This window comes from Undibacterium sp. 5I1 (genome assembly GCF_034314085.1).
Taxonomy (GTDB): Bacteria; Pseudomonadota; Gammaproteobacteria; order Burkholderiales; family Burkholderiaceae_D; genus Undibacterium.
Genome location: NZ_JAVIWI010000001.1, coordinates 1635112 through 1660138, shown reverse-complemented (window position 1 = coordinate 1660138; position 25027 = coordinate 1635112). Strand labels below are relative to the sequence as shown.

The window sequence follows — 25027 nt, the reverse complement described above, 5'->3', positions numbered from 1 at the left end:
TTATTTAAAAATAGAGGGAGTATATTAATTTTCTGATTTATTTTATTTAAATTTTCTGCAATTTTTTTAGGCATGATTACTTACATCTGTTATATCCCGTAACAACGCTGCAGTGGCGAAAACTTCATTCAGCTCAAATAAAAAAGAGAACACAGCAAGTGCTTGCCATGTTCGCCCTGATCATTACTACTCTACTGGCGCGGTGCTTTATCTTTCGATATTACTTCGCGCCATTTCCACCTTAATCAAGTTGTCGTCAGGTTTGCGGTCAATATATAAATTGTCTGGATCAACCCCTGCCTTAGCTGGCTCACCTTTGACTAACATCGTAAATGTCATCTCTTTACGATCAATGAATTTACGTTCACGCAGCAAGGGATTGCCATCTTTGTCGTCGACGCCGATATCTATCCATTCGTGCAGCGGGACTTCTTTTTCTGCGCCAAGTTCATCAGCTTTGAGTTTATTCATACTGGCTTTGAGCGTGACCTCATGCTGACCGTTGCCAACTGCTTTGGCGCTGGCGGACAAGGCGCGATTCTCAAATAGGATGATGGATTCAAACAGGTCAGTGATCAGTGCTTGTTTGTCCTCTGGCGTCACCTTGCGCAGTGCATCGACCAGTACTTTACTACTAGGGTAGGGCGCGCCTTTGTTGGCATATTGCGCTAGCACATCGCGTAAAGCAGCATTGACTTTGTCCTGACCAATCTGGCTTTGTAGCAAGTACATCACCAGACTACCTTTTGAGTAATGGATATAACCTTGATTTTCGTTAAAGGCAATTGGCAGTTCCTTCTTACGCTCTTGTCCGCGACCGAATAAATACTGATCCAGTTCGTATTTGAGGAACTTACGCATTTTGTCTTTACCGTAGGTTTTTTCCATGACCATCAGGGCAGAATATTGCGCTAAGGTTTCTACCAGTATCGTCGCACCTTTGGTATTGCCCGACACCACCTGATGTCCCCACCATTGATGTGCTACTTCATGTGCCGTAACATAAAACGGATAGTCCAGGTCTTTGGGATCTTTGTCATCTACTTTGGCAATAAAGCCGATACTTTCCGAAAATGGAATCGTATTCGGGAAGGCTTGCGCGAAGCTTGCATAACGCGGGAACTCGACAATGCGAACCATTTTATGTTGATAAGGGCCGAAGTTCTTGGTGTAATACGTCAGCGACTCTTGCACACCTTTGATCATGCGATCCAGATTGTATTCATGACCTTTTTGGTAGTCGATTTCAATCGCGACATCATTCCATTGCGCTTTCTTAACGCTGTAACGTGCTGATAAAAATGCGAAGAAATTCAGAATAGGTTTATCCGGCGCGTAGTGGAAATAATGCCTGTCGTTTTCTGTCCATTCTTTATCTAGTCGCCCCGGCGCAATGCCAATCTGATCTGCGCTGGTAGACACGGTTGCGTCAAAGCGTATCCAGTCGGCGTCGTTAGCTAAATAGCTATTGGTCAGACCTTTGGGGTCGTCGCGTTCGCGCATTCTTTCTTTCTCAGTTAAGCCATGTTTCTTACGCTGTTTGTCATCACTGAGTTCTGTTACAGATTGGTACCCGAGATGTGGAAAAGCGCTACTGTTAAAGAAGCTACCGTTGTTCAGGATTTGGCTTTCGCTACCCATGCCTGCCACACCTTTTGGTGCAAACTCCAGTTCAAAATCAAGATTGAGTTTGTCGCCAGCGTCTAAGGCGGGCGTGAGTTTATAGCTATAGAAACCTGTCTTGTCTTGGATCGCTAATACAGCGTTACGATCAAAATGGACTTGATCCATTCGAATATCTTTATTTTGTGTGATAAAGATTTCGCTGATTGGTGTCGTCCCTTTATTGACGAGTTGATAGCTGGCTTTGGCATGGGCAGTGCGTGTCTCGGGGAAGATATCTACTGCCACTTTGATATCGGTAATCCGTGGCTGCGGCATTGCCTCGTATTTTTTATAGTGCTTTTCATACTCAGCTCGGTCTTCTTCCCGGTCAAAACTGTTCTCGTAATGATTGACGATATTGGTGTAGTAGAGCAACAGGCCGCCGACACTAACAAACATTAGACATCCGACGATCAGGGTAGACCTGATCGCAGGCGTCATACTCAATCGCGTCTGACCCAGGCGATGACGCCATTCGCCAGCCGTACCGCGTACCGACATCAACATCGACAAACCCAAGAGCACCAGCGCGGCACCAGTCCAATACAGTTGATACCAGAACACTTGCGGCAAGTTATGTCCGTAGCCATTCATGTCGGAATAACGTGGTGTCGGCCCACCGGCGTACATGATCATAGGATGCTCAAGACCCAGCGCAGGTAATGCGATCGTGGCGATGTAATACGCGATCATGACGAAATAACCGACGTATTTGTTATTTAATATCACTTGGATAGAGATTGCCAGAACGGCGATTAAGGCGTAACCGGGCCATTGCATTAGAAACAGATGTTGCAGATATTGACCAAGCTCGTAATGGGTATATCCCTTAAAGGTTTGAATCACAATCCCGCACAACATTAAAACGAATAACAAGATGCCTTGCAGGCTGATTAAGGCAACTAGCTTCGCCATCAATGGTACCCAATTCGGTATTGGTAACGCATCCAGCAATTGCGCAATTCTGGCATCACGTTCGCGCCATACCAGCTCGCCTGCGTAGAAGGTAGTAATGATCAGCATGAATAGACTAAAACTGCCACCGAGTAAATCCAGTACTGCATAGGTGACCGGATAGGTCGTTGTGCCATACATTTTGCTCAGCGCGCCGGAGAGCGAAAACATGAACATCACACCGGTTAACGCAATGACGATGAAATAAACGTTTTTAACGGTTTCGCGCAGGTTAAGCCAGCATTGGCGGATAAACAAAGAGAAGATATTTGAGCTGCTGTAGTTGGGCGTTACCAGTGGAATGTTAACTACTGCTGGCGCAACTTTTTTAGTCGTTTCTTTTTTTTGTTTGCCACCAGCGGTGATTGCCGCAAAATCAAAACGCCAATAACAAAGCACCAGTGCTAATAATCCGACGGCACCCCAGATCAAGCGGTTATATAACAGCAGGCCTTGCATAGGCACAATACGGGTGTTCTTATCCGTAATGCTCCAGTATTCAGTCACACGACTGATTGCACGCGACCCAAACGGATCGAGCAGAGCGGCTAATGTTCTGTCATCAACGTCGCGCGCTAAAGTGCCAGCAACCAGATAACCGATGAGTAAAACGACGCTACAAACATACACCGGCAACATACGACGATACAGCGCACCCAGCGTAAAAAACAAGGCGCCGAAGATCATCAGATTTGGGATTAATGAAGTCAGATAGGGCGCAACATAGGCCGCGGGAATCATAGGGCCAAGGAAGTTTTTACTCAGGCCCGGTAAATAACAACCTAACCATGCGCCCAGACTGATACTAGAAAAAATCAGAATCAGAGTGAGTAGCGCACCAACATAACGACCACCTAAATACTGAAATTTGCTGATCGGTGAGCTATAGAAAAAGTGCCAGATATTGTGTTCAGTATCTTGTTGTATCGCCCGGCCCATCATGGCCGCAACAATCACAACACCAAAATAACCGAGGAAAGTCACGGTCTGCGAAATCGCCACTGGCGAGTTGATGTGTACCTTGCCACCGAAGTCGATCACTGCGCCATCAAACACACCGCCGGCTGCTGCAATCCACAACATCGCCAGTGAGAAAAACATCAGGAAATACACGTAGGTAGAGATGCTGCGGGATTTTTGCCGTAGCTCAAAGAGGATAATAGGAAGCATATTTTTCCCTTAAGCGGCTTGCACAGCAGATGCTGAATGTTGTTGCAGCCCTAGCGGCAACTGCTGCGGCAAGAGATTTGCCATGGCAGAGAAATAGACGTCTTCTAAATTACCTTGCGCTTGGGTAAAACTATCGCCAGGATTGCTATCTGCATACACATGCACGAGCGTGCGGCCGGATGTCAGGCGACTAGAAATCACCTGATATTGTTGTTGGAAGTGCGCCAGCTCGCTCTTCTCGATAAAACGTTTCCAAATTTTGCCTTGAATCTGATCAATCAATTGCAATGGCTGACCCGTCAAAATAACAGCGCCTTTGTTAATGACGGCCATGTGATTACATAAATCTGCTACGTCTTCCACGATATGGGTAGAGAGAATAACGATTTTGTCACTGCCGATGTCAGATAACAGATTGTGAAAACGCACGCGTTCTTCTGGATCAAGGCCAGCCGTTGGCTCATCGACGATAATCAGTTTTGGATTACCCAGTAGCGCTTGCGCAATCCCGAAACGTTGGCGCATACCGCCAGAAAAACCACCGACATGTTTATTTTTTACGTCGAATAAATTCGTTTGATGTAGCAAACCTTCTACGACTTCTTTGCGTTGCTTACCGTTAGAAAGTCCTTTGAGTACCGCAAAATGATCCAATAAATCATAGGCGCTGACTTTAGGATACAAGCCAAAGTCTTGTGGCAAATAGCCGAGTACGCGACGCACGTCATCTTTATGCGTCTTAATATCCATTGTGTCTAACTGCGCAGTACCAGAATCAGCATCCTGCAATGTTGCCAAGGTGCGCATCAAAGTAGATTTGCCCGCACCGTTGGGGCCCAGCAAGCCAAACATGCCAGCCGGAATCGTCAAAGAAATATGATTAAGTGCCTGTACACCATTGCTATATTGCTTGGATAAATTCTGTATGCGTAGTTCCATGACCATTCCCTAAAAAGTGTTTTAAAGTGCTGATGTTTTATACGGCGCAGTGCAAAAAAAGCAAGCTGTTGAATTGTGATCAGTAATTTTCAAAATTACAATATGTTTTGCATCGATCAATTTTTTATTGATGCCTTTATTAATGTCGTCACTGAGCTATATTTTTTGCAGTTTGCACAATAAAAGACTTGGTCATTGCATTCCATCAAAAAGCGACGAAATAGCTCTGAGTGAAGATGAAAACAGAATTTATGGGGATGGAATAAGCAGGTGTTTGATGAAGAGCATGCTAAAACTCAGGATGGGTGAGTGGGTCACGAATTGATTAATACAGAGCCCATACGGCACAAACGCCCAATCCAAACCTGAATCCAAACCTGAATAGAGTAGGCTTAGATCAGGTATAGATTAATTTTGGCAGGATTAATTTTCCAGATAAAAATGCCAGCACGAGCCAGTGGTCATACGCTATAATGTGTGCTGGCGGGCCCCTGCGCATTGCGGCGTGGCCAATCTGGTCAGGTCGGGAACGAAGCAGCCACAGTCATTTCCCGTAAGTGCCGCAGATCAGGCTCGCCTCCTTCCGAAGAACTTCCCCTTCCAAGATTTATCGCTTCATCAATGTCTGTATTTGAATTTTCTTCAAATGCGCTGATAAACAAATTCCTCCCAAATTATTCACGCTTTATCTGCTTGCGTTAGCACAGCTTTGTATTTATTCTAGGTAACAGCATGTTGAAAACTGATTTAAAAATCTGTTTAGTTTTGCGCGCTGCGTGTAAATCAATTATCGACAGGCTTTAAAAATTGCATTTCAAGAGTTGTTGATTCGTCCCAATCGATCTATTGAGGAGATAAATAATGAACGTTTTTAGTAAATTTCTAATGTCATGCGTGTTGAGTCTGAGCTTTCTGCCTGTAGCGTTTGCTGCAGAAGATCGTGGCACTACAGATCAGGCGATAGCGATGGTAAAAAAGGGTATTGCAGCGATTAAGTCACAAGGAAAAGAAAAAGCGTTTGCTGAATTTGCCAATACAGCAAACAAAGATTTCCATGATCGTGATTTATATCTAATCGCCTATGATTTAAACGGTATTAATTTGTCGCATGGGAATAATCCTAAGATGATGGGCAAAAATCTGATTGAGTTAAAAGCGGGCGATAAATTTGTAGTTAAGGAAATGATTGCCATTATCAAATCGAAGGGGAGCGGTTGGATCGATTATCAATGGCCAAATCCGGTGACTAAAGTCTTAGAAACTAAATCGACTTATGTAGAAAAAGTTGACGATTATTTTGTTGGATGTGGTATCTACAAATAGCGTTAATATTAAAAAGCCACTCAAATCAGAGTGGCTTTTTTGGTTTCCAGATTTGTTGATTCATAGTTTAGTTGATCGCTATTTAATCATTACTTAAGTTCTACTTTTTTTATCGTGTATTCGTGTTTCAAGAATTTTAACGGCAACAATTGAGGAGATTCATAATGAAATTGTTTAATAAACTTTTGATCGCATGTCTACTAAGTATCAGCTTTTTGCCAGTAGCTTTTGCGGCCGATGATCACGATACAGCAGATCAGGCCATCGCGATGGTAAAAAAAGGTATTGCAGCAATTAAAGCGCAAGGTAAAGAAAAAGCATTTGCCGATTTTAGTAATCCGGCGAATAAAGAGTTTCATGACCGCGATCTGTATTTGATTGCTTACGACATGAATGCGGTCAATTTAGCGCATGGTAACAACCCAAGAATGGTCGGTAAAAATTTAATAGAACTAAAAGCCGGTAACGTTTATGTTGGCAAAGAAATGGTTTCCATCATCAAGAGCAAAGGTAGCGGCTGGGTTGATTATCAATGGCCAAATCCATTGACCAAGGCATTGGAGAATAAATCGACCTACGTTGAAAAAGTGGACGATTTTTTTATTGGCTGCGGAATCTATAAGCAATAACGAATTAACTCGGTGGATTCAAGTACGAAGAGCAACGTTGAATAAAAAGTCAAAGGGTCAGATGCGATAGCATTCTGCCTTTTGACCAGCCAGTCGAAAGTTGCCGAATATGCGCTACACACACCTAACCCAAGACGAACGATACCAAATTTACGCACTGCGGTTAGAAAAAAAGACAGTCAGCGAGATTGCTGCCGCACTCCATCGTCATAAGTCCAGCATCCACAGGGAACTCAAGCGCAATACCGGAGGAAGCGGATGGCGCCCCTTACAAGCGAAAAAAATAGCCGACGAACGACAAAAGAATAGTCGTAACGCACGACGTATTGATGACAACGACTGGCTCGCCGTCTCGACCTACCTGCGCATGGACTTATCGCCGCAGCAAGCAATCGAACGGTTAAGCCTGGAACGGCAGGAAAAAATGAAGATCAGTCATGAAACCGTCTATCTGCGCATCTACGCTGACCGCAGAGCGGGCGGCACTCTCTTCAAGCATCTGCGGGGTCAGAAGCCCTACCGCAAACGCTACGGTAGTGGTCAACAGCGCCGGGGCATGCTCAAGAACCGTATCAGCATTGACCAACGACCCGCGATCGTGGATCAAAAAATCTGCTTAGGCGACTGGGAGGGCGATACGATCATTGGCAAGAAACAGCAAGGTATCGTCATTACGCGGGTCGATCGTGTCTCTCGTTTTACCTTAGCCCGGCAACATCATAGCAAACACGCGCAAGGAGTTGCTGCCAGCATCGAGCAACTGCTCACGCCACATCAGCAGCACTGCCATACCATCACGTTCGATAATGGCAGGGAGTTTGCAGGGCATGAGTCCATCGCAGCACATCTGCAAGCCCAAGTGTACTTCGCTCATCCGTATCATTCCTGGGAGCGGGGGCTCAACGAGAACACGAACGGCTTATTACGATACTACTTTCCAAAGAACACCAACTTCAAGGAAATCACTCAAGCCCAGTTGCAACGGGCAGTCAATCAACTCAATCATCGCCCTAGGAAATGCCTCGGCTATCGAACGCCGTTTGAGGTTTTTTATAATTTGGATATACTCCCCCTAAAACTTACCTCCCGTTGCTCTTCGTAGCTGAATCCGCCCTCTTCCTTATTCTAAAATACGGTGGATGTAAATTATATACTCCCAGTATGTATATTTAATTGTCCATTTAATCATTGGATAGTAGGGTATTTTTAATAAAAATGTTGGGAGGATATTAAATGCAATGTATGCGGCGTTGTTAGTAAATTCGAAAAATCGCCAAAAATAAAGTCACTCTGAGCGGGGTGGCTTTATTTTTCTCTTCTCTGGATTGCAGCAAAACCAAGAAAACTAATTCCCCAGAATTACTCTTTATCTATTTGTCTTGAAAATACGCCGAAAATTATTTTTGATTTGTTTTTTTAACTTCTGCACATATTTGGATATTGTCAATCTATTTGTTTGATTAAGCGGTCTGTCCTGCCTATGTATTCCAGCAGGTAATAACAAATCTCAATGTGCCGCTAATTCCCGGTGTGGTGTCGCTATCGAACGGGATGCTGACATCAATTTTGCCCTCGCATAATCCTTCAGTTTCTATTTCTTGATTGGCCGCAGCGCTACCATTATTTTGCCATGCGTAATGGATTTTCCATGTTTCGCCATCAGTGGCAGGCGGCACCATTTCTAACAAGATAGCGTTACGGAATAAGTAACCACCTTCGTAATGTTCATTAATCCATAATTTACGGTCGATTTCGTAGTCCGGTACCCTTACACCCAGCGCGACGCTATACGCTAAGGAGCGGCGCTGTTTGTTGACGCGGGAGCGGTTGGCGAGGAAAACGGTGGACAAGTATTGAGGACCGTTTTTGACTGGATCGGTACGCCATTCGTCTTGGCTCATACAGGCAACAGAATCTTCTTCGCTGGTGCGGCGTGTCAGATACCAGAGTTTGCCGCGAGGGGATGCCAGAATTTCAAATTGATATAAAGCGTTGATGTTGCGGCCATCGTCTACCGCTTTTTGTACTTCATCAGGTAAGCGGATTTCTTCTACATCAACCCAGATATCTACCCGCACATCGCCAAACAAAAATCGGGTTAAATTTTGATACGACTCTTCGCTATTAACGATGCCAAAATATCCAGAATGTGAGCGATAGGCAAAGCCTTTTGCACATGGTGTGCTGGCGCTGCCATCTTGATGGATGCCATGGAGTATTGCATTATCAATACGGACTAAGCCATCGCTGCCATGACCCGCAAAGGTGCGGGATAAGCCCATCGCTACTTCGTAATCGGTGCGGTTACTACCGACCATACAAAATACTTTGTCGGATGGAAAGCGATCTTCCGGCAACCAATCGACGCGGCCAGTTGTGGCATAAGTGTCTTGCAAATCCAGATAGCCCGCCATTTTTTCGCGGTTGAAATTGTTCATGTCCGATGCACTTAGCCATGAGGGAATGTTCGCTCCCAATATGTCTATTCCGTTATGGGGTGTAGCATAGGTGAAGAATTTATCGACATATTGTTTGGCGTTATTCGGGTCATTTGCAGGATTTTGTAACAGGCCGCGACAGACCAGCCCACCCATAGAGTGAGCAACTAAATAGCAGCGGAAATCTTCTGGCGTGATTTGATTGTCTGGATTAGCGCAGGCCAAATCTCGCAGACGCAAAATGAGTTCCGCTAATTTTTGTGAGAATACTTCGATGCTAGGTGTCTCTCCGATGCCCAGCAAGCGGGAGGCCTCGTCGTAATAACGATAGATAATGATGGAGCGGTTACTTAGCTTATTGTCTGGGTCGGCGACCCATTCAGGATCGAGGATGTCATAACCATCTTCGTACACGTCGCTATAGTCAAAATCGGAGGCGAGCCGGATCACGGGTGATTCAAAAATATATTTACGCGGTTGTCGCGTTTTGTCCGGCACTGCACGATATACGGTGGAGCCAAGATTAAAGCCGCAAAACGGGTCGGCGCTAGTTTCATCGATTTCCGCAGGCGTCATCGCATAGCCACGCACATAGATGATCGGGTAAAAAGGGGCGTTTGGATTGCTCATACCATCCTTAGTTTTTGGTAACGCCTCTGCGTAATTTGTGAGAACGTTGACGTATTTTTCTAACGAACATCGGTGAAGTCAGTCATGCATCATGACTGGCAGGCTTTCATTTGTTATCTATTTTGAAATGTTATCGTTATAGTACAATTATTAGGCTTAAGCAAATGTTTGTAAGACATATCTGAAAAGCTGCCGGATCGCCCTGAGTAGTCTAATCAGTGTTTTTAGATATTTCACCTTCTTGACGGCAGAGAATTAACCGTTTGCTACCTCCATTATTTTTAATCAATGATCTTTGTCTGCACTACGTCAAAACAGAGTCGGATAAGGTAAAATCCTGTCATGTCATATCAAGTTCTCGCCAGAAAATATCGTCCCAAAAGCTTTGAAACGCTGGTTGGGCAGGAGCACGTGGTTCGTGCCTTATCGCATGCGCTGGAGCAGCAACGGCTGCATCACGCGTATTTATTCACAGGGACTCGTGGTGTCGGTAAAACGACGCTCTCACGCATACTCGCTAAATCCTTTAATTGCATCGGTGCCAATGGTAACGGCGGCATCACCTCGCACCCTTGTGGTGTGTGCGAAGCCTGCGTGGCGATTGATGCCGGACGCTTTGTTGATTATATCGAGATGGATGCGGCGTCTAATCGCGGGGTGGATGAGATGGCAGCGCTGCTAGAGCAAGCGGTCTACGCACCATCGAATGCACGCTTCAAGGTCTATATGATCGATGAGGTGCACATGCTGACTAACCATGCGTTTAACTCCATGTTAAAGACGCTGGAAGAGCCGCCTGAGCATGTCAAATTTATCCTCGCCACCACCGATCCACAAAAAATTCCAGTGACGGTATTGTCGCGCTGTCTGCAATTTAATTTGAAGCAGATGCCACCTGGTCATATTGTTTCGCACCTGGAAAATATTCTCGGCCAAGAGCAGATCGAATTTGAAGTCCCGGCACTTCGCTTGCTGGCACAAGGTGCGCATGGCTCTATGCGCGATGCCTTGTCGCTGACAGATCAATCAATTGCGTATGCAGCTGGCAAAGTGACCTTAGAGGCAGTGCAAGGTATGTTGGGTGCATTAGATCAGTCGTATCTGATCCGCTTGCTCGATGCCTTGGCTGTGAAAGAGGGCAAAGCTTTGCTAGATGTCGCTGACGAAATGGCGGCACGTAGCTTGTCTTATAAATCCGCTCTACAAGATTTAGGTAGTTTGCTGCATCAGATTGCCATCGCACAAATGGTGCCGGATGCTGTGCCTGAGGACATGCCAGAGCGCGATGATGTTATTCGCCTCGCTGCTTTATTCGGTAAAGAAGAGATTCAACTGTTTTACCAGATCGCGGTACATGGTCGTAATGAGTTGGTGTTAGCACCGGATGAATACGCTGGTTTTAGTATGACGCTACTGCGCTTGCTAGCCTTCCGTCCGTCTGATAGTGGCGCGGCAATTGCAGGTAATGGCGCTGGTGGCTCGGGTGGATCTGCGCCGTCTGGCCGCGTTCCTCAACGTCCAATTATGCCGAGTGTAGTAAGCCCAGTAAATTCAGTCAGATCGGTAAATTCAGCTAGTTCAATTAGTGGGCAGCTAGCATCCAGCCCACCTTTAAGCTCCGCTGCAATAGTCTCGCCAACAATGTCTGTAGCGATACCGCCCGTTGCGCCAGTTATGGCTGTGCCGGCTGTTGAATCTTCTGCTCAAGATAATCAGGTAGCTCGTGTGGCTGAACTTGTTTCGACTGCTCAGCAGGTGGGGGAAATACTTCCAGAAGTAATACCAGAAGCGCTTCCAATCGCAGCGCAGGTAGTTCTACCAGCAACGGTGGCAGTCCCTGTTTTATCGCCTCGTGATGCTGCGTTAGCTGCTGCTGGTTTACGTAAGCCTTCGGTTGCCAGTCGTGCAGCAGTTGCCGAAATATCTGCAACACGTCCGATGGCGGCACCTGTTACGGTGCCAGTCTTAAGCTCGGCACCAGCTAGGCCAACTGCCCCAGTTGAGTCATTTGCCAACGCTACGCAAGTTGTTTCTCCGACAAAAGAGCGGCACACATCAACCGTAAGCCAGACAAAAATAGCGGCGCCAGCCGGGATGGATGACATGCCGCCTTGGGACGAAGATATGATGGAAGCGAGCTCTTCTAATGAGTTACCGCCACATTTTCAGTCCGCTGCTTTTGATGATCAGTTTGATCAGGCTGCGATTGTTCCCGTGCAAGTGAAGTCAGAAAACCCAGCACCTCCCGTTAACCCTCCTCAGCCGACCATATCAATTTCGGCGCAAACTATAAATGCTTGTGAAGCGCCAACTGACTCTGTAGCATTTGGGGAGTCGCCACAAATAGCATTGCGCGTTACAGAAATTAAACCAATACAAGAATTAAATTGGGATGGACATTGGCCTAATCTGGCAAGCAGTTTGCCGATGCGTGGCGTGGCACAGCAATTAGTGCAGCAAAGTGAGTTAATTGATTGCCAGATCAACGGTAATACATTCGTATTTAGTTTGCGCGTACCTTTGCAAACATTATTATCATCTGGCAGCGTTGAAAAATTAGAGCTCGCTTTGTCAGAGCGTTTTGCAAAGACAGTTAAGGTCGAGACTAAAATCGGTGCCGTCGAGCAAACCGCTAACGCCCAGGCAGTTGCTGAGCGCGCAGAGCGTCAGCAGCTTGCAGAAAAATCGATACAAAGTGATTCCTTCATTCAGTCTTTAATGCGAGAATTCGGCGCGTCTATCGTGACTGGCAGTATTAAACCTGTTTGATTTCTTACAAAATGATTCGGCCAATAGCTACAAATTAATTAAGCATTTATCAACACCATTGAACAAGTTTTAGGAGATTTTTATGATGAAAAACCAAATCGCAGGCTTGATGAAGCAAGCGCAAGCCATGCAAGACAACATGAAAAAAGCGCAAGACCAATTGGCGCTAGTTGAGGTAGAAGGGCAATCTGGTGCAGGTTTAGTCAAAGTAGTGATGACATGCAAAAATGACGTAAAACGCGTCACGATTGATCCGTCTTTGCTGGCCGACGATAAAGATATGTTAGAAGACTTGGTTGCAGCAGCTTTTAACGACGCAGTACGCAAGGCAGAAGCCACATCGGCTGAAAAAATGTCTGCGTTGACATCTGGCATGCCATTGCCACCAGGCTTTAAACTGCCGTTCTAAGTACGTTTTTGCAGAGGGTATAAAGCCCTCTGCAATGTTAAGTTTTGGTATCTTGCCTCCGTATTTTTATTCGTCCTCATGCAGAAAATTCGTCTCTTCGCTTTTTCGCGCTACGCTTTTTATCTGTTTTTTATTTATTAACGGTCTATTCCCCCTAAGTGAAACCCCATACCAGTCTTGAATTTCTTGCAGAAGCTTTGCGTCGCTTGCCCGGAGTCGGCCCTAAGTCTGCACAACGTATGGCATATCACTTGCTGCAACACGACAGGGACGGTGCGTCGCAATTGGGTAGGGCATTGATGCAGGCTGTAGAGAAAATTAAATACTGCCAGCTTTGTAATACCTTTACCGAGAGTGATGTTTGCGAGACTTGTCTTGATCCTGAGCGCGATGCCTCTTTACTTTGCGTAGTAGAAACGCCGTCAGATCAAATGATGATTGAGCAGACCATGACATACAAAGGCATGTACTTTGTATTAATGGGGCGTTTGTCTCCGCTGGATGGTGTCGGGCCGAAAGATATTCATCTGGAAAAACTGATCGTCCGTGCGACAGATGGCATTGTGGTTGAGGTCGTGTTAGCGACCAACTTCACCAATGAGGGCGAGGCAACTGCGCATTATATTGGCGAGACTTTAAAATCACGTGGATTAAAAGCTAGCCGTCTTGCCCGAGGAGTGCCAGTTGGTGGTGAGCTTGAATATGTAGATGCCGGGACGATTGCAAGGGCAATGTTGGATCGTCGCGCCACATAATGTAGTACGGATTAGCAGGCATCAATTTATGCATCAATACCCGGTAGATGCATAATGATTTTAGATACTAGGTAACCAAGTAGGTAGTTAACTGAGTAGGTAAGGATGACAATATGAATCGACGATTTTTCAAACAATTCGCTATCGCTTTGCTGCTGTTTTTGCTCGGTTACTTTACTTTTAATAATAAGTTATTTGCGCAAAATGTAGAGCAAGGTCTCGCGCAAAATGCAGAGTTGCAATTGCGCTATTCTGCACACAATTTAGCTCTGATACCTTCATCTGCTGAGTTTGTATTTTGAGTTGTCGGATTTTATTTTACGTTTAATTTCCACGTTCATCTCTGCCTTTAATCTTGACGTTGAATCTTGTGCGTCAAGATAAAGTTTTCAGATAATCGCGTATTCCTGCTAGCAGCATCTCTACTGACATTGCTGTCAATATCAATCCCATCAAACGTTCAAACGCTGTCATTACACGCTTGCCTAATACCCGTTGCATCTGTTCTGCGCTGAGTAAAACAATGAGCCAGACTATGGCTACTGCGGTGAGTGCCGCTAGATGTACGGCGACATCCATTTTGCTATCGGACGAAAATAATAATACGGTTGCTAAAGCAGAGGGACCTGCTAATGCAGGAATAGCCAACGGCACAATAAAGGGTTCGTGATCGTCTTCCACATCGCCAAAAATACCGCCTTCTTGCGGAAACACCATACGCAATGCGATCAAGAATAAAATTACGCCGCCACCGATGCGCAGTGATACATCCGAGAGTTGCATCGCTGTTAAAAAATGCTTACCAAAAAACATAAATAGTAATAACAGGGCAAAGGCAATCGCACATTCTCTGACCACGACACGCCAGCGACGCTCTGGCGAAACATGTGACAGTGCGCTGACAAAAATTGGGACGTTACCGAACGGATCAGTGACCAGTATCAGTAAAATAAAAGATTGAAAAAAGTCTTTGGTCATAATTTTTTAGCGTGCTTTGATGGTGTTCTATGGACTGTAAGGCATCGTAAGTGAATTGACGAGGTGCTACAAGACAATTTTAGAAAGCGCGTTATTATTCGTCATAAATAACGAGTACCGGGTCTTTACATTACGCTCTGACTGTTGTGTCCTTGCTGGTAAATGTCCCGTTGGATGATGCTTGTATATGTAGACGGACTAAAATCACTAAGTTTGACTTTGAATGGCAATAATTATGTTTGAAAATAAAGAACGACCTGATACCCCTTGCGTTGCAGTATGTTCCACTACATTTGACGATGTATGTCGCGGTTGTGGTCGCACATTGGCGGAGGTTGCTGAGTGGGTTTTCATGTCACAAGAGCAAAAAGAAATTGTATGGAGCCGCATATTGTCTGAGGGGTATCCGCGGCGGAACAAATAACCACTGTGTTTTATCTATGCTAACTTTAATTAACAATAAAACTTACGAAAAACCACCTCAGCAAGGAGTGGTGACGAGGGCAGTAATTTAGTTCTTAGTACTTCACTTGGGACTTCACTTAGTACCTCAATACACGAACTGCAACGCAGCTTGGATAATTTTGCGTAAGTTCCAAAAAAACATAATCAAATTATGGAGACATAGCGATGACAAAGCCTGAGCTGGAATCAACATCCAAAGTAATAACTGCAGCAGCACCCAAAAATAAGTCGCGTCGTCGTTTTGTCCTGGGCGGCTTGGGCGTTACTGGTGCGCTTGTGGTTGGTTGGGGTGTGATGCCGCCACGGCAACGTCAAAACGGTGGTACTGCTTTGCCTGTGATGAATGACGAAGTAAGCTTGACTGGTTGGATCAAGATTGCTAAAGATGGCACGGTTACGGTTGCCCTGCATAAGAGTGAGATGGGGCAGGGCATACATACCGCTTTGCAGATGTTAATTGCAGAGGAACTTGATGTCGGCATGCATAGCATCAAAACGATGTACGCTCCCATCGATAAAATTTATGGGAATGTTGTCGTCATGGCTGATGGTTTGCCATTTCATCCCGATGACACAGGGGTGTTAAAGCGGACAGCGGTATGGATGACAGGTAAATTTGCGCGCGAGCTGGGTTTGCAATTAACAGGCGGATCATCGAGTGTCAAAGATTCTTGGGGGCCATTGCGTGAAGCGGGTGCCACCGCACGCGCGATGCTTGTAGCGGCAGCAGCAAAAGAATGGGCCGTGCCACCAGAGCAATGTCACACCTCCGATGGCAAAGTAATCCATTCCTCAGGCAAAAGCCTCGCTTATGGCGATTTAGCGCAGAAGGCATCTCAAACTGAGCCTGGCGAAATACGCTTAAAAAATCCACAAGACTTTAAGGTAATAGGAACGCCGCAAGCGCGCACCGATGCAGCGTCTAAGGTCAATGGTAGTGCGGTATTCGGTCTTGATGTCAGACCGCCGGGTTTGCTTTATGCCGCGCTAAAGATGAGTCCGACCATTGGTGGCAGTATTAAAAACTTCAATGCCGATGCGGTGAAATCTATGCCTGGAGTGATGCATGTTGTGGACTTGTCCAGTCCTGGTCAAGAGCATATCGTCGCTGGCATTGCGGTGGTGGCTAAAAATTACTGGTCGGCAAAAAAAGCCTTGCTGGCATTGCCGGTAGAGTGGCTTCCCGGTGCACATGCAGGTTTGTCTAGTGCTGGCATATTTAAAGAACTTAGTAATCAATTGGATACCGAATCTGGTTTTACTTATTATAAAGTTGGCGATCCCGCGTCTGGGTTTGCTGCTGCGACAGCCAAAGATCAGTTGATTAAGGCAGAGTATCGTGCACCGTTTTTAGCGCATGCCACGATGGAGCCGATGAATTGCACCGCCCAGTTTAAGGACGGAAAATTAATAATCTGGGCATCGACTCAGGTTCCAAGTATTGCCGTTGGCGTTGCAGCCAAGATCGCGAATATTTCTCCCGATAATGTTGATCTGCATATGACCTATTTGGGTGGCGGTTTTGGACGCCGGCTAGAAGTTGATATGGTGATCCAAGCCGTAAAAATCGCCTTAGAAACTAAAGGCGCGCCAGTTCAATTGATCTGGAGCCGCGAGGAAGATACTACCCACGATATGTATCGTCCGGCCGCAATTGCACGCTTTGCAGCGGTCGTTGATGGAAGTGGAAAAATTACCGCCTATGACAATAAATCTGCTTCTGGTTCTGTCACACATCAAGTGATGCAACGCACATTTGGCTTGCCTGCAGGTGGTCCTGATAAAACAACGGCAGAAGGTGAGTTCGATATGCCGTATGAATTTCCGCACCAAAAGATCGCTCATGTGATTGTGCCGACGCCAGTACCATTAGGCTATTGGCGCTCTGTAGGACATTCTCACAATGCGTTCTTTAAAGAGAGTTTTATTGATGAGTTGGCGCACGCTGCTGGCAAAACTCCAGTGAATTTTCGACGTGAATTGTTGACTCAACATCCCAGACATCTAGCCGTATTGGAGGCGGCAGTGAGCAAGGCTGGTGCTGCTCCAGATGGACGGGCGCATGGCGTGGCATTGCATCAATCATTTGGTTCTATCGTTGCGCAAGTGGCTGAGGTCTCGGTTGAGAATAATCAGCTTCGCGTACACAAAGTCACTTGCGCCGTGGATTGCGGGATCGCTGTTAACCCAAATATCATTACGCAGCAGATGGAGTCGGCAATTATTTTTGGTTTGTCAGCAGCTTTGTACGGCGATATTACGATTAAGAACGGACAGGTGGAGCAAACCAATTTCCACGATTATCCTGTTTTACGGATAAATGACACTCCAGACATCCAGGTAATTATTATCAAAAGTGCCAATCCGCCAGAAGGTATTGGCGAGCCAGGAACTCCACCGATTGCCCCGGCAGTCGCTAATGCCTTATTTGCACTGACAGGTAAGCGTCTTCGTAGCTTGCCTCTGCATTTGGATATCACCTAAATATTATTCTGACTAGCTTTCCACGCGATCTGGCTTAAGCTAATGGACCCGTATAAAAAATTCTGCCTGGTTAAGTAAAGAACTATATTGCTTGGTGGATTCAAGCACGAAGAGCAACGTTGAATAAAAAGTCAAAGGGTCAGATGCGATAGCATTCTGCCTTTTGACCAGCCAGTCGAAAGTTGCCGAATATGCGCTACACACACCTAACCCAAGACGAACGATACCAAATTTACGCACTGCGGTTAGAAAAAAAGACAGTCAGCGAGATTGCTGCCGCACTCCATCGTCATAAGTCCAGCATCCACAGGGAACTCAAGCGCAATACCGGAGGAAGCGGGTGGCGCCCCTTACAAGCGAAAAAAATAGCCGACGAACGACAAAAGAATAGTCGTAACGCACGACGTATTGATGACAACGACTGGCTCGCCGTCTCGACCTACCTGCGCATGGACTTATCGCCGCAGCAAGCAATCGAACGGTTAAGCCTGGAACGGCAGGAAAAAATGAAGAGCAGTCATGAAACCGTCTATCTGCGCATCTACGCTGACCGCAGAGCGGGCGGCACTCTCTTCAAGCATCTGCGGGGTCAGAAGCCCTACCGCAAACGCTACGGTAGTGGTCAACAGCGCCGGGGCATGCTCAAGAACCGTATCAGCATTGACCAACGACCCGCGATCGTGGATCAAAAAATCTGCTTAGGCGACTGGGAGGGCGATACGATCATTGGCAAGAAACAGCAAGGTATCGTCATTACGCGGGTCGATCGTGTCTCTCGTTTTACCTTAGCCCGGCAACATCATAGCAAACACGCGCAAGGAGTTGCTGCCAGCATCGAGCAACTGCTCACGCCACATCAGCAGCACTGCCATACCATCACGTTCGATAATGGCAGGGAGTTTGCAGGGCATGAGTCCATCGCAGCACATCTGCAAGCCCAAGTGTACTTCGCTCATCCGTATCATTCCTGGGAGCGGGGGCTCAACGAGAACACGAACGGCTTATTACGATACTACTTTCCAAAGAACACCAACTTCAAGGAAATCACTCAAGCCCAGTTGCAACGGGCAGTCAATCAACTCAATCATCGCCCTAGGAAATGCCTCGGCTATCGAACGCCGTTTGAGGTTTTTTATAATTTGGATATACTCCCCCTAAAACTTACCTCCCGTTGCTCTTCGTAGCTGAATCCGCCCTTTATTTATGTAGGCTTGGTGCTGGAAATTTAAATATACTCCCCTTTGTTTTTAATAAAATTCACCTGTTGTCTAGGTTTCGTATTGGGAGTTAAAAAAACCAGTGGGGAGTATTTTTTTTGCATGCCGTTAGCCATGTGTGCAAGTTCCGATCTGATTTCAAATATGGATCTCCCGTTTGAAAAAAATCATATTCGTTACCTAGTTATTTTGTGAAATTCACTTCTTTTCTCCAAATAATTGCTGTCTAGTTCTTATATTAATTGAATCAAAATCTAAAAAGGCTGATTAAAAATTCCAAGTTGTTTAGATTTTTGAAAATTAGTTCATTTATTTTTATAAAAACTTAATTTACATAAAGTGATGTAAATACATTTTTTTATATTAATAAGCCGATCATTTTTTTGAATTAGTGACGGTCTTTCTTTTGTTACCAAAATTTTCTCTTGTAAAGATTTGTTCACAAAAATTCCCATATCGCGAAAAAACAACGAGCATATTTTCAACTGTTTTGATGTCTGATTAACTGTTTCTTAGTTACTTGGGCAGTAGCCTGTTGAATCCTCATTAAGAATCTATTCGGATCTACAACGCCATTTCAGTGTTTTTGCTGGGATACAGATCAAACGCCTTTACTCTGGTCCACTTGTTTTTTTAGTTTGACTTACTGCAACGAATTACTTCGATGACTTACTTCAACGCTTACCGCGTTGGCTAATACTCATAGGGGACAAAATCCCTACGGCAATTTGAAAATGGAGAGAAAATGAAACAAGCTTTGAAATTGAACCAAGTTTTACGTCCTACCTTATTGGCAGTTCTGGTATCTGGTGCATGTAGCGCGATGGCGGCAGACCGCATTGAGCTGGATAACTTTTTAACCCCATCAGCAAACACAGCGGCAGTCCAGTCTAGGACTTCTCGTATCGCAAGTGTTAATGATTTACTCGGACTTACTACCAGTGAATTGCAAGCATTGCGTAGCAAAACTTATGCTAATGGCAAAGTTGTCACGCGCTATCAACAATTTCATCAAGGCATTCCAGTATGGGGTGAAGGTGTAGTAGAGAGCGTAGCTCCTGGCGCTGCTCAACCGACTTTATCCGGCGCAATGCTGCGCAATGTAGCTAATGATTTGCCAAGTGCGACACCACTTTATTCGGCAAATCAAGCTCTTGCTTTGGCAAAAACACAAGCTCGTGTTAATTCAACCGAAAATGATCAATCTAAATTACATGTTAAATTGGGCGCAAATAATGTTGCCCAACTGATTTATGTGATTTCTTTCCTCGATACATCTAATCCAAATAAACCAAGCCGCCCGCATTTTATTATTGATGCAAATACAGGCGCTGTTTTGGACAAATGGGAAGGTTTAACCCACGCATTGAGTGGTACAGGTCCTGGTGGCAACACTAAAACTGGTCAATACGAGTACGGTACTACCGCTGGTTACGGTTACTTAGATGTGTTGGTTAGCGGATCTACTTGCAAATTGAGTAGCACCAATGTTGATACTTACAATATGAACAGTGCCACTTCTGGTTCTGGTACTTTGCAAACTTTCACTTGTCCGCGTAATACGGTTAAAGCTATCAATGGCGCTTATTCTCCAATGAATGATGCACATTATTTTGGCAACCAAGTTTTTAATATGTACCAAGCATATCTTGGACTTCGCCCTATTAGTCAAAAATTGATGATGAGAGTCCACTACGGTTCCGCCTATGAAAATGCTTTTTGGGACGGTACTGCGATGAATTTTGGTGACGGCGCATCAACTTTTTATCCTTTGACAGCGCTAGATGTAACCGGTCATGAAATTAGCCATGGCTTTACAGAGCAAAACTCTAATCTGACCTACTCTGGCATGTCTGGCGGTATGAATGAAGCCTTCTCTGATATGGCTGGTGAGGCAGTTAAGTACTATGTCAAAGGTACAAACGACTTCAAAGTTGGCGTTGATATCTTTAAAGCAAGCGGTGCATTACGTTATATGTACAACCCGCCATTGGATGGAGGCTCTATCGATAATGCTGCTAACTACACGAGTAGCCTTGACGTGCATTACAGCAGTGGTGTGTACAACAAAGCTTTCTACTTGTTAGCGACAACCTCTGGTTGGAATACTCGCAAGGCATTTGAAGTAATGGCTGATGCAAATCATTTGTACTGGGCCGCTGGTAGTACTTTTAACCAAGGTGCTTGCGGTGTTGAAAAAGCCGCTACTAATCGTGGCTATACCGTTACAGACGTGACGGCTGCTTTCAAAACCGTTGGCGTCAGTTGCGCAACAACTGCACCTACTGCAACCGTGTTGACCAAGGGCGCTGCTGTTACTGGCATTAACCTGGCAAAAGGCGCAACTAAGTTGTACTCCATCGTAGTTCCTGCTGGAGCTAAAAACCTGAGCGTTAAATTGTCTGGCGGTAGTGGTGACGGTGATATTTATGTAAAAGCCAGCGCTGCTCCAACAACAAGTTCTTATGACGGTAAATCTGAAGGATCTACTAATGCAGAAACTGTCACGATTGCAGCTCCAAAAACGGCAACTTACTATGTGCTTGTAAGTGCATATGCAGCGATAAGCAGCGCTTCTTTGGTAGCTACTTATCAATAAAGCTGGTAATACTTAATTTGTACTGATTAGGTATTCAAGTGCTCTAGATTCCCGCTCTATTTAGAGAGGGAATTTTTTTTAGTCGTTGATGAATGAGGCTGTGAGGAGATGTTGATATATTCATTTGATACGCTCAATCTAATTTAGAGTGTTCTGAGTAGATGGCTGCTTACGTTGCTTGTCCTGCTAATATTTGCTCCATTAGCTCTAAATTGTTATTCTTTTGAAATATATTTGACGTAATATGCAATACTTTTGAGGTACAGTAAATTCGCGTAAATAAATGTGACAAATCTAGGTGCATTGATTTTCGTGACGCATAATGTATTTTTGAAATTAGTCTTGGCAGTAATCAGCAGTATTGATTGCTCTCAAAATTTTGATCGATTTAATTTATTGCCAATGCGCTAAAGCATTAGCAAGTAGAAATGAGTTATCTTTATCTAACATGAGCTATTCATCTTCGTCCCAACAAGTTCAAATTCGCCAAACTAGTCAAGTTCGTAAAGTCATTGTGCGAGGCTTTACGCTGATTGAAATCATGGTTGTTGTTGTCATCATGGGGATCTTGGCAGCTTTAGTAGTACCTAAATTAATGGGACGTACAGATGACGCTCGCATTGCAGCTGCCAAGCAAGATATTTCGACCTTAATGCAAGCCCTCAAACTATATCGCCTTGATAACCAACGTTACCCAACCACTGAGCAGGGCTTGCAGGCTTTAATCGTAAAACCAACTTCCGGCCCCGCTGCCAACGGCTGGAAAACCGGTGGTTACATCGATAAACTCCCGAAAGATCCTTGGGGTAATCCTTACCAATATCTATCGCCCGGCATTAGAGGGGAAGTCGATATCTTTTCCTTAGGTGCAGATGGTCAGCCTAACGGTACAGGTAACGATGCAGATATCGGTTCGTGGGATCTGTAAGTTTTTCTGTGTCGCGCTCTTCTCGCTACAACTCTGGTTTTAGTCTACTAGAGTTGCTGGTGGTGCTAGTGATCGCTGGCATTATGTTAGGTGCCGTGTCATTTAATGCGATGCAAAGTAGCCGTCAGCGGTTGCAAACAGACGCACAACGTATTGCTTTGCTATTGCAATTAGCCCGGGAAGAAGCAATTGTCCGAAACCGTCCTATTGCATTCGAGGCAGATCAAAATCGGTACCATTTTTTAGTGCGCAACGATCTGACATGGGAACCAATCCTTGATGTTGATATGTTGCGCGAACGCGAGTTCGCCATGAGTCCAGTCCAGCTAGCTATCGATCCAGTATCACTCGCCAGCACGACCGACCTGCGCATTGTATTTGGTCGCGAACCAGTCGATAAGCCATTTGTCCTGAGCATGATTGTCGGGGAAGACAAGATAGTTATACGTGCAGATGGCATTGGCCATTTTGTGGTGGAGTAGGTATGAAGTTGAGTACGTATTGCGCGACGCCATATCAATTGAAAAAAACTTCAGGCTTTACTTTGCTTGAGGTTCTGGTTGCGCTAGTGATTGTCGGGACTGCATTGGGCGCAAGTTTGCGTGCGATAGGAAGCCTGACTCAAAATAGCAATGATTTACGGGCTGCAATGATGGCTAGCTGGTCAGCAGAAAACCGATTGGCGCAAATCCGGCTTGGTTCTGAATGGCCTGCAGTTGGTGAACGTTCTTTCCCTTGCCCTCAGGGTGAATTGAATCTGGTTTGCGAAGAGCACGTATTGGCAACGCCAAATCCTTTGTTTAGACGAGTGGAAGTGTATGTATTTGATGCCAATCATCCAGAACGAAGGATTGTTAAATTAACGCAGGTGGTGCCCAATGCCATCTAATAAAAATCGCTTCAAAATTTCGACCAACATTGCTACTAATGGCAGACCAAAACAAGTAAAGACAATAGTTGGTTTTACTTTGGTTGAACTACTCGTTGCAATTACTATTTTGGCGATTGTCGCTGTTCTGGGCTGGCGTGGTCTAGACAGTATCGTCAGGGCGCGTATTACTTTGACCAACGAGCTAGAGCAATCTCGCGGTACGCAGATTAGTTTTGCTCAGCTAGAAAACGACAGTGCTCATCTTGCAGGGACGGATTTGCTTGCTACCCATGAGAGTCTGCGAGCATCACCTCAAGGCCTGTACATGATACGTACAGTGTTTGATGATAACCAACCTTTGCGCTTGCAAATCGTCGCCTATCGCCTGAAAGAAGGCATTTTGAGTCGCCGGGAATCTATCGCTACTCGAGACCTAAAAACGATTGACGCTGATTGGCAAAATGCTCTTAACGAGACCGACAGTATGCCCATCGTTGTACTCCAAACGGAGGTCGCATCCATTTCTATGCGTACCTGGACTAAGGACGAGAATACTTGGCGGGTGGCAGGCACTGATATTGATACATCACAAAATGCCAAAACGGGTTCTGCAAGTAAGCCTATTCCTCTAAAAAGTGGGCTTGAGGTGTCACTCCAGCTATTGGGGCGCGAGAATGTCATCTTAAAAGTATTCTTGCTGGGGGCGGCGTGAAAAAACTGCCACAGCATCAATCTGGCGTCGCCGTTGTGACCGCGCTATTGCTAACGACGCTTGCTATTACGATTGTTGCTAGTTTATTTTGGCAACAGCAAGTTCAGGTTCGCTCAATTGAAAATCAACGACTTCAACTGCAAAAAAAATGGGTGCTTCGTGGCGCATTGGATTGGGCTCGTCTGATTTTGCGCGAGGACGGTCGTGGACGTAAAGTTGATCATCTTAAAGAGGCTTGGGCGACGCCTTTGGCAGAAACTAGACTTGACGAATATGTAGAGAACGGTCGTGCGGATACAGAGGCTTCTGACGCGACTTTATCCGGCCAAATTACGGATGCCCAGTCGCGTTTCAATATAAATAATTTGGCTACGAACGGTATCGTCAACCCGAAAGAGGTACTCGCGTTTGAGCGCTTGCTGACCAATGTAAAGTTAGATCCCTCTCTCGCTGCTGCGACAGCCACAGCCGTTGCTAATTCTCAAACAAAAAAAGTCTCTGCTAATGCAAGCGGGCCTGCCACTGTGATCGGTGCGGTAAGCGGTTCTAATGCTACGGATGCGTCTATTCCGACTGTACCCAATACAACAGATGCTTCAAAAAGTACGAGCAATGCGAATCAGGCGTCAACTGACACAATTCCTGAAGTACAATTCCTGCGCTTTACTCAGATCGACGATGTGTTGTCGGTGCCAGGATTTACTTCAGATATGTTGTTAAAGCTGAGGGACTTTGTGACGGTGCTTCCGCATGCCACGCCCATCAACGTGAATACTGCATCGGCAGAAGTACTATCGGCAAGAATTACTGCGCTCTCTTTGTCAGATGCAGCCGCAATTATTGCCAGTCGTGACCGGGCAGAGTTTTTGGATATAGCTGATTTTAAGCAGCGCTTCCCTGATAAATTAACGGATATCTCTGCTAACGACGTATCGGTTGCAACTGACTACTTTATTGCGGCAGGTAAAATAAAATTAGGAAGATCAACACTGAATTTTAGTGCTTTGATCGAGCGAATCGATATAGTGACAAAAATTATCTGGATAAGAGAGCTTTGATAGTCGTCATACAGGTAAATTTTGTATCGCACTA

At 45.4% G+C, this 25027-nt stretch carries 20 protein-coding genes and 1 other RNA gene; 17 read left to right on the top strand and 4 right to left on the bottom strand.

The annotated features are described in order from the left end of the window. Positions 1-207: 207 nt before the first annotated feature. Together RGU72_RS07420 and RGU72_RS07415 are read right to left on the bottom strand one after the other, a co-directional pair. Positions 208-3789, bottom strand: a complete 3582-nt coding sequence (locus RGU72_RS07420) for an ABC transporter permease/M1 family aminopeptidase (RefSeq protein ID WP_322119122.1) — start codon at positions 3787-3789, stop codon at positions 208-210. 9 nt (positions 3790-3798) lie between these two features. Continuing rightward, positions 3799-4728 (bottom strand): ABC transporter ATP-binding protein, encoded by a 930-nt coding sequence (locus tag RGU72_RS07415; protein ID WP_322119121.1) that lies wholly within the window; start codon positions 4726-4728, stop codon positions 3799-3801. A 482-nt stretch (positions 4729-5210) separates the two neighbouring features. Here RGU72_RS07415 and ffs point away from each other — a divergent pair. The 4 genes from ffs to RGU72_RS07395 all read left to right on the top strand — a co-directional run bounded on the left by ffs (position 5211) and on the right by RGU72_RS07395 (position 7782). Continuing rightward, positions 5211-5309: signal recognition particle sRNA small type (gene ffs, locus RGU72_RS07410), an RNA gene on the top strand. 280 nt (positions 5310-5589) lie between these two features. Continuing rightward, positions 5590-6051: a cache domain-containing protein gene (locus RGU72_RS07405; RefSeq protein ID WP_322119120.1), complete on the top strand. Its 462-nt coding sequence runs from the start codon at positions 5590-5592 to the stop codon at positions 6049-6051. Positions 6052-6215: 164 nt separating this feature from the next. Next, positions 6216-6680 (top strand): cache domain-containing protein, encoded by a 465-nt coding sequence (locus RGU72_RS07400; RefSeq protein ID WP_322119119.1) that lies wholly within the window; start codon positions 6216-6218, stop codon positions 6678-6680. 109 nt (positions 6681-6789) lie between these two features. Then, positions 6790-7782 (top strand): IS30 family transposase, encoded by a 993-nt coding sequence (locus tag RGU72_RS07395; RefSeq protein WP_322118425.1) that lies wholly within the window; start codon positions 6790-6792, stop codon positions 7780-7782. Between the two features lie 376 nt (positions 7783-8158). Here the strand turns inward: RGU72_RS07395 and RGU72_RS07390 are convergent, their stop codons facing one another. Next, positions 8159-9748, bottom strand: coding sequence for a hypothetical protein (locus RGU72_RS07390; protein WP_322119118.1), 1590 nt, complete (start codon positions 9746-9748; stop codon positions 8159-8161). A gap of 342 nt (positions 9749-10090) precedes the next feature. On the opposite strand from RGU72_RS07390, the gene RGU72_RS07385 reads away from it, so the two are divergent. The 4 genes from RGU72_RS07385 (at position 10091) to RGU72_RS07370 (ending at position 13983) form a co-directional block, all read left to right on the top strand. After that, a complete protein-coding gene (locus RGU72_RS07385; protein WP_322119117.1) occupies positions 10091-12517 on the top strand; it encodes a DNA polymerase III subunit gamma/tau in 2427 nt (808 codons plus the stop codon). An 82-nt stretch (positions 12518-12599) separates the two neighbouring features. Beyond that, entirely contained in the window at positions 12600-12926 is a 327-nt protein-coding gene (locus RGU72_RS07380; protein ID WP_322119116.1) for a YbaB/EbfC family nucleoid-associated protein, read from the top strand. A 158-nt stretch (positions 12927-13084) separates the two neighbouring features. Further along, on the top strand, positions 13085-13681 hold the full coding sequence (recR, locus tag RGU72_RS07375) for a recombination mediator RecR (protein WP_322119115.1): 597 nt from the start codon (positions 13085-13087) through the stop codon (positions 13679-13681). 113 nt (positions 13682-13794) lie between these two features. Continuing rightward, positions 13795-13983 carry a hypothetical protein gene (locus tag RGU72_RS07370; protein ID WP_322119114.1) on the top strand — a complete coding sequence of 63 codons (189 nt, stop codon included), beginning with the start codon at positions 13795-13797 and terminating at the stop codon, positions 13981-13983. A gap of 73 nt (positions 13984-14056) precedes the next feature. Here RGU72_RS07370 and RGU72_RS07365 read toward each other — a convergent pair whose 3' ends face one another. Beyond that, positions 14057-14659 (bottom strand): MarC family protein, encoded by a 603-nt coding sequence (locus RGU72_RS07365; RefSeq protein WP_322119113.1) that lies wholly within the window; start codon positions 14657-14659, stop codon positions 14057-14059. A gap of 235 nt (positions 14660-14894) precedes the next feature. Between RGU72_RS07365 and RGU72_RS07360 the strand changes: the two genes are divergently transcribed. The 9 genes from RGU72_RS07360 (at position 14895) to gspK (ending at position 24993) form a co-directional block, all read left to right on the top strand. After that, entirely contained in the window at positions 14895-15083 is a 189-nt protein-coding gene (locus tag RGU72_RS07360) for a DUF1289 domain-containing protein (protein WP_322119112.1), read from the top strand. Between the two features lie 206 nt (positions 15084-15289). Continuing rightward, positions 15290-17608: a xanthine dehydrogenase family protein molybdopterin-binding subunit gene (locus RGU72_RS07355; protein WP_322119111.1), complete on the top strand. Its 2319-nt coding sequence runs from the start codon at positions 15290-15292 to the stop codon at positions 17606-17608. Positions 17609-17799: 191 nt separating this feature from the next. Beyond that, positions 17800-18792: an IS30 family transposase gene (locus RGU72_RS07350; RefSeq protein ID WP_322119110.1), complete on the top strand. Its 993-nt coding sequence runs from the start codon at positions 17800-17802 to the stop codon at positions 18790-18792. A gap of 778 nt (positions 18793-19570) precedes the next feature. Beyond that, positions 19571-21424, top strand: coding sequence for a M4 family metallopeptidase (locus tag RGU72_RS07345; RefSeq protein ID WP_322119109.1), 1854 nt, complete (start codon positions 19571-19573; stop codon positions 21422-21424). Between the two features lie 448 nt (positions 21425-21872). Beyond that, entirely contained in the window at positions 21873-22352 is a 480-nt protein-coding gene (gene gspG, locus RGU72_RS07340) for a type II secretion system major pseudopilin GspG (RefSeq protein ID WP_322119108.1), read from the top strand. A gap of 8 nt (positions 22353-22360) precedes the next feature. Continuing rightward, positions 22361-22834 carry a GspH/FimT family pseudopilin gene (locus RGU72_RS07335; protein ID WP_322119107.1) on the top strand — a complete coding sequence of 158 codons (474 nt, stop codon included), beginning with the start codon at positions 22361-22363 and terminating at the stop codon, positions 22832-22834. A 2-nt stretch (positions 22835-22836) separates the two neighbouring features. Beyond that, positions 22837-23241: a type II secretion system minor pseudopilin GspI gene (gspI, locus tag RGU72_RS07330; protein WP_322119106.1), complete on the top strand. Its 405-nt coding sequence runs from the start codon at positions 22837-22839 to the stop codon at positions 23239-23241. Next, the gene (locus RGU72_RS07325) at positions 23231-23935 is read left to right on the top strand and encodes a PulJ/GspJ family protein (RefSeq protein ID WP_322119105.1); all 705 of its coding nucleotides are present in this window, start codon (positions 23231-23233) and stop codon (positions 23933-23935) included. Before gspI ends, RGU72_RS07325 begins: the two co-directional genes overlap by 11 nt. Next, positions 23932-24993, top strand: coding sequence for a type II secretion system minor pseudopilin GspK (gene gspK / locus RGU72_RS07320; protein ID WP_322119104.1), 1062 nt, complete (start codon positions 23932-23934; stop codon positions 24991-24993). Before RGU72_RS07325 ends, gspK begins: the two co-directional genes overlap by 4 nt. The last annotated feature ends 34 nt before the right edge of the window (positions 24994-25027 follow it).

What these genes read in the sequence shown, in the direction of transcription:
- RGU72_RS07420 (WP_322119122.1), bottom strand. Translation starts at nt 3,789, where the DNA reads ATGCTTCCTATTATCCTCTTTGAGCTACGGCAAAAATCCCGCAGCATC.
- RGU72_RS07415 (WP_322119121.1), bottom strand. Translation starts at nt 4,728, where the DNA reads ATGGAACTACGCATACAGAATTTATCCAAGCAATATAGCAATGGTGTA.
- RGU72_RS07405 (WP_322119120.1), top strand. Translation starts at nt 5,590, where the DNA reads ATGAACGTTTTTAGTAAATTTCTAATGTCATGCGTGTTGAGTCTGAGC.
- RGU72_RS07400 (WP_322119119.1), top strand. Translation starts at nt 6,216, where the DNA reads ATGAAATTGTTTAATAAACTTTTGATCGCATGTCTACTAAGTATCAGC.
- RGU72_RS07395 (WP_322118425.1), top strand. Translation starts at nt 6,790, where the DNA reads ATGCGCTACACACACCTAACCCAAGACGAACGATACCAAATTTACGCA.
- RGU72_RS07390 (WP_322119118.1), bottom strand. Translation starts at nt 9,748, where the DNA reads ATGAGCAATCCAAACGCCCCTTTTTACCCGATCATCTATGTGCGTGGC.
- RGU72_RS07385 (WP_322119117.1), top strand. Translation starts at nt 10,091, where the DNA reads ATGTCATATCAAGTTCTCGCCAGAAAATATCGTCCCAAAAGCTTTGAA.
- RGU72_RS07380 (WP_322119116.1), top strand. Translation starts at nt 12,600, where the DNA reads ATGATGAAAAACCAAATCGCAGGCTTGATGAAGCAAGCGCAAGCCATG.
- RGU72_RS07370 (WP_322119114.1), top strand. Translation starts at nt 13,795, where the DNA reads ATGAATCGACGATTTTTCAAACAATTCGCTATCGCTTTGCTGCTGTTT.
- RGU72_RS07365 (WP_322119113.1), bottom strand. Translation starts at nt 14,659, where the DNA reads ATGACCAAAGACTTTTTTCAATCTTTTATTTTACTGATACTGGTCACT.
- RGU72_RS07360 (WP_322119112.1), top strand. Translation starts at nt 14,895, where the DNA reads ATGTTTGAAAATAAAGAACGACCTGATACCCCTTGCGTTGCAGTATGT.
- RGU72_RS07355 (WP_322119111.1), top strand. Translation starts at nt 15,290, where the DNA reads ATGACAAAGCCTGAGCTGGAATCAACATCCAAAGTAATAACTGCAGCA.
- RGU72_RS07350 (WP_322119110.1), top strand. Translation starts at nt 17,800, where the DNA reads ATGCGCTACACACACCTAACCCAAGACGAACGATACCAAATTTACGCA.
- RGU72_RS07345 (WP_322119109.1), top strand. Translation starts at nt 19,571, where the DNA reads ATGAAACAAGCTTTGAAATTGAACCAAGTTTTACGTCCTACCTTATTG.
- gspG (WP_322119108.1), top strand. Translation starts at nt 21,873, where the DNA reads ATGAGCTATTCATCTTCGTCCCAACAAGTTCAAATTCGCCAAACTAGT.
- gspI (WP_322119106.1), top strand. Translation starts at nt 22,837, where the DNA reads ATGAAGTTGAGTACGTATTGCGCGACGCCATATCAATTGAAAAAAACT.
- RGU72_RS07325 (WP_322119105.1), top strand. Translation starts at nt 23,231, where the DNA reads ATGCCATCTAATAAAAATCGCTTCAAAATTTCGACCAACATTGCTACT.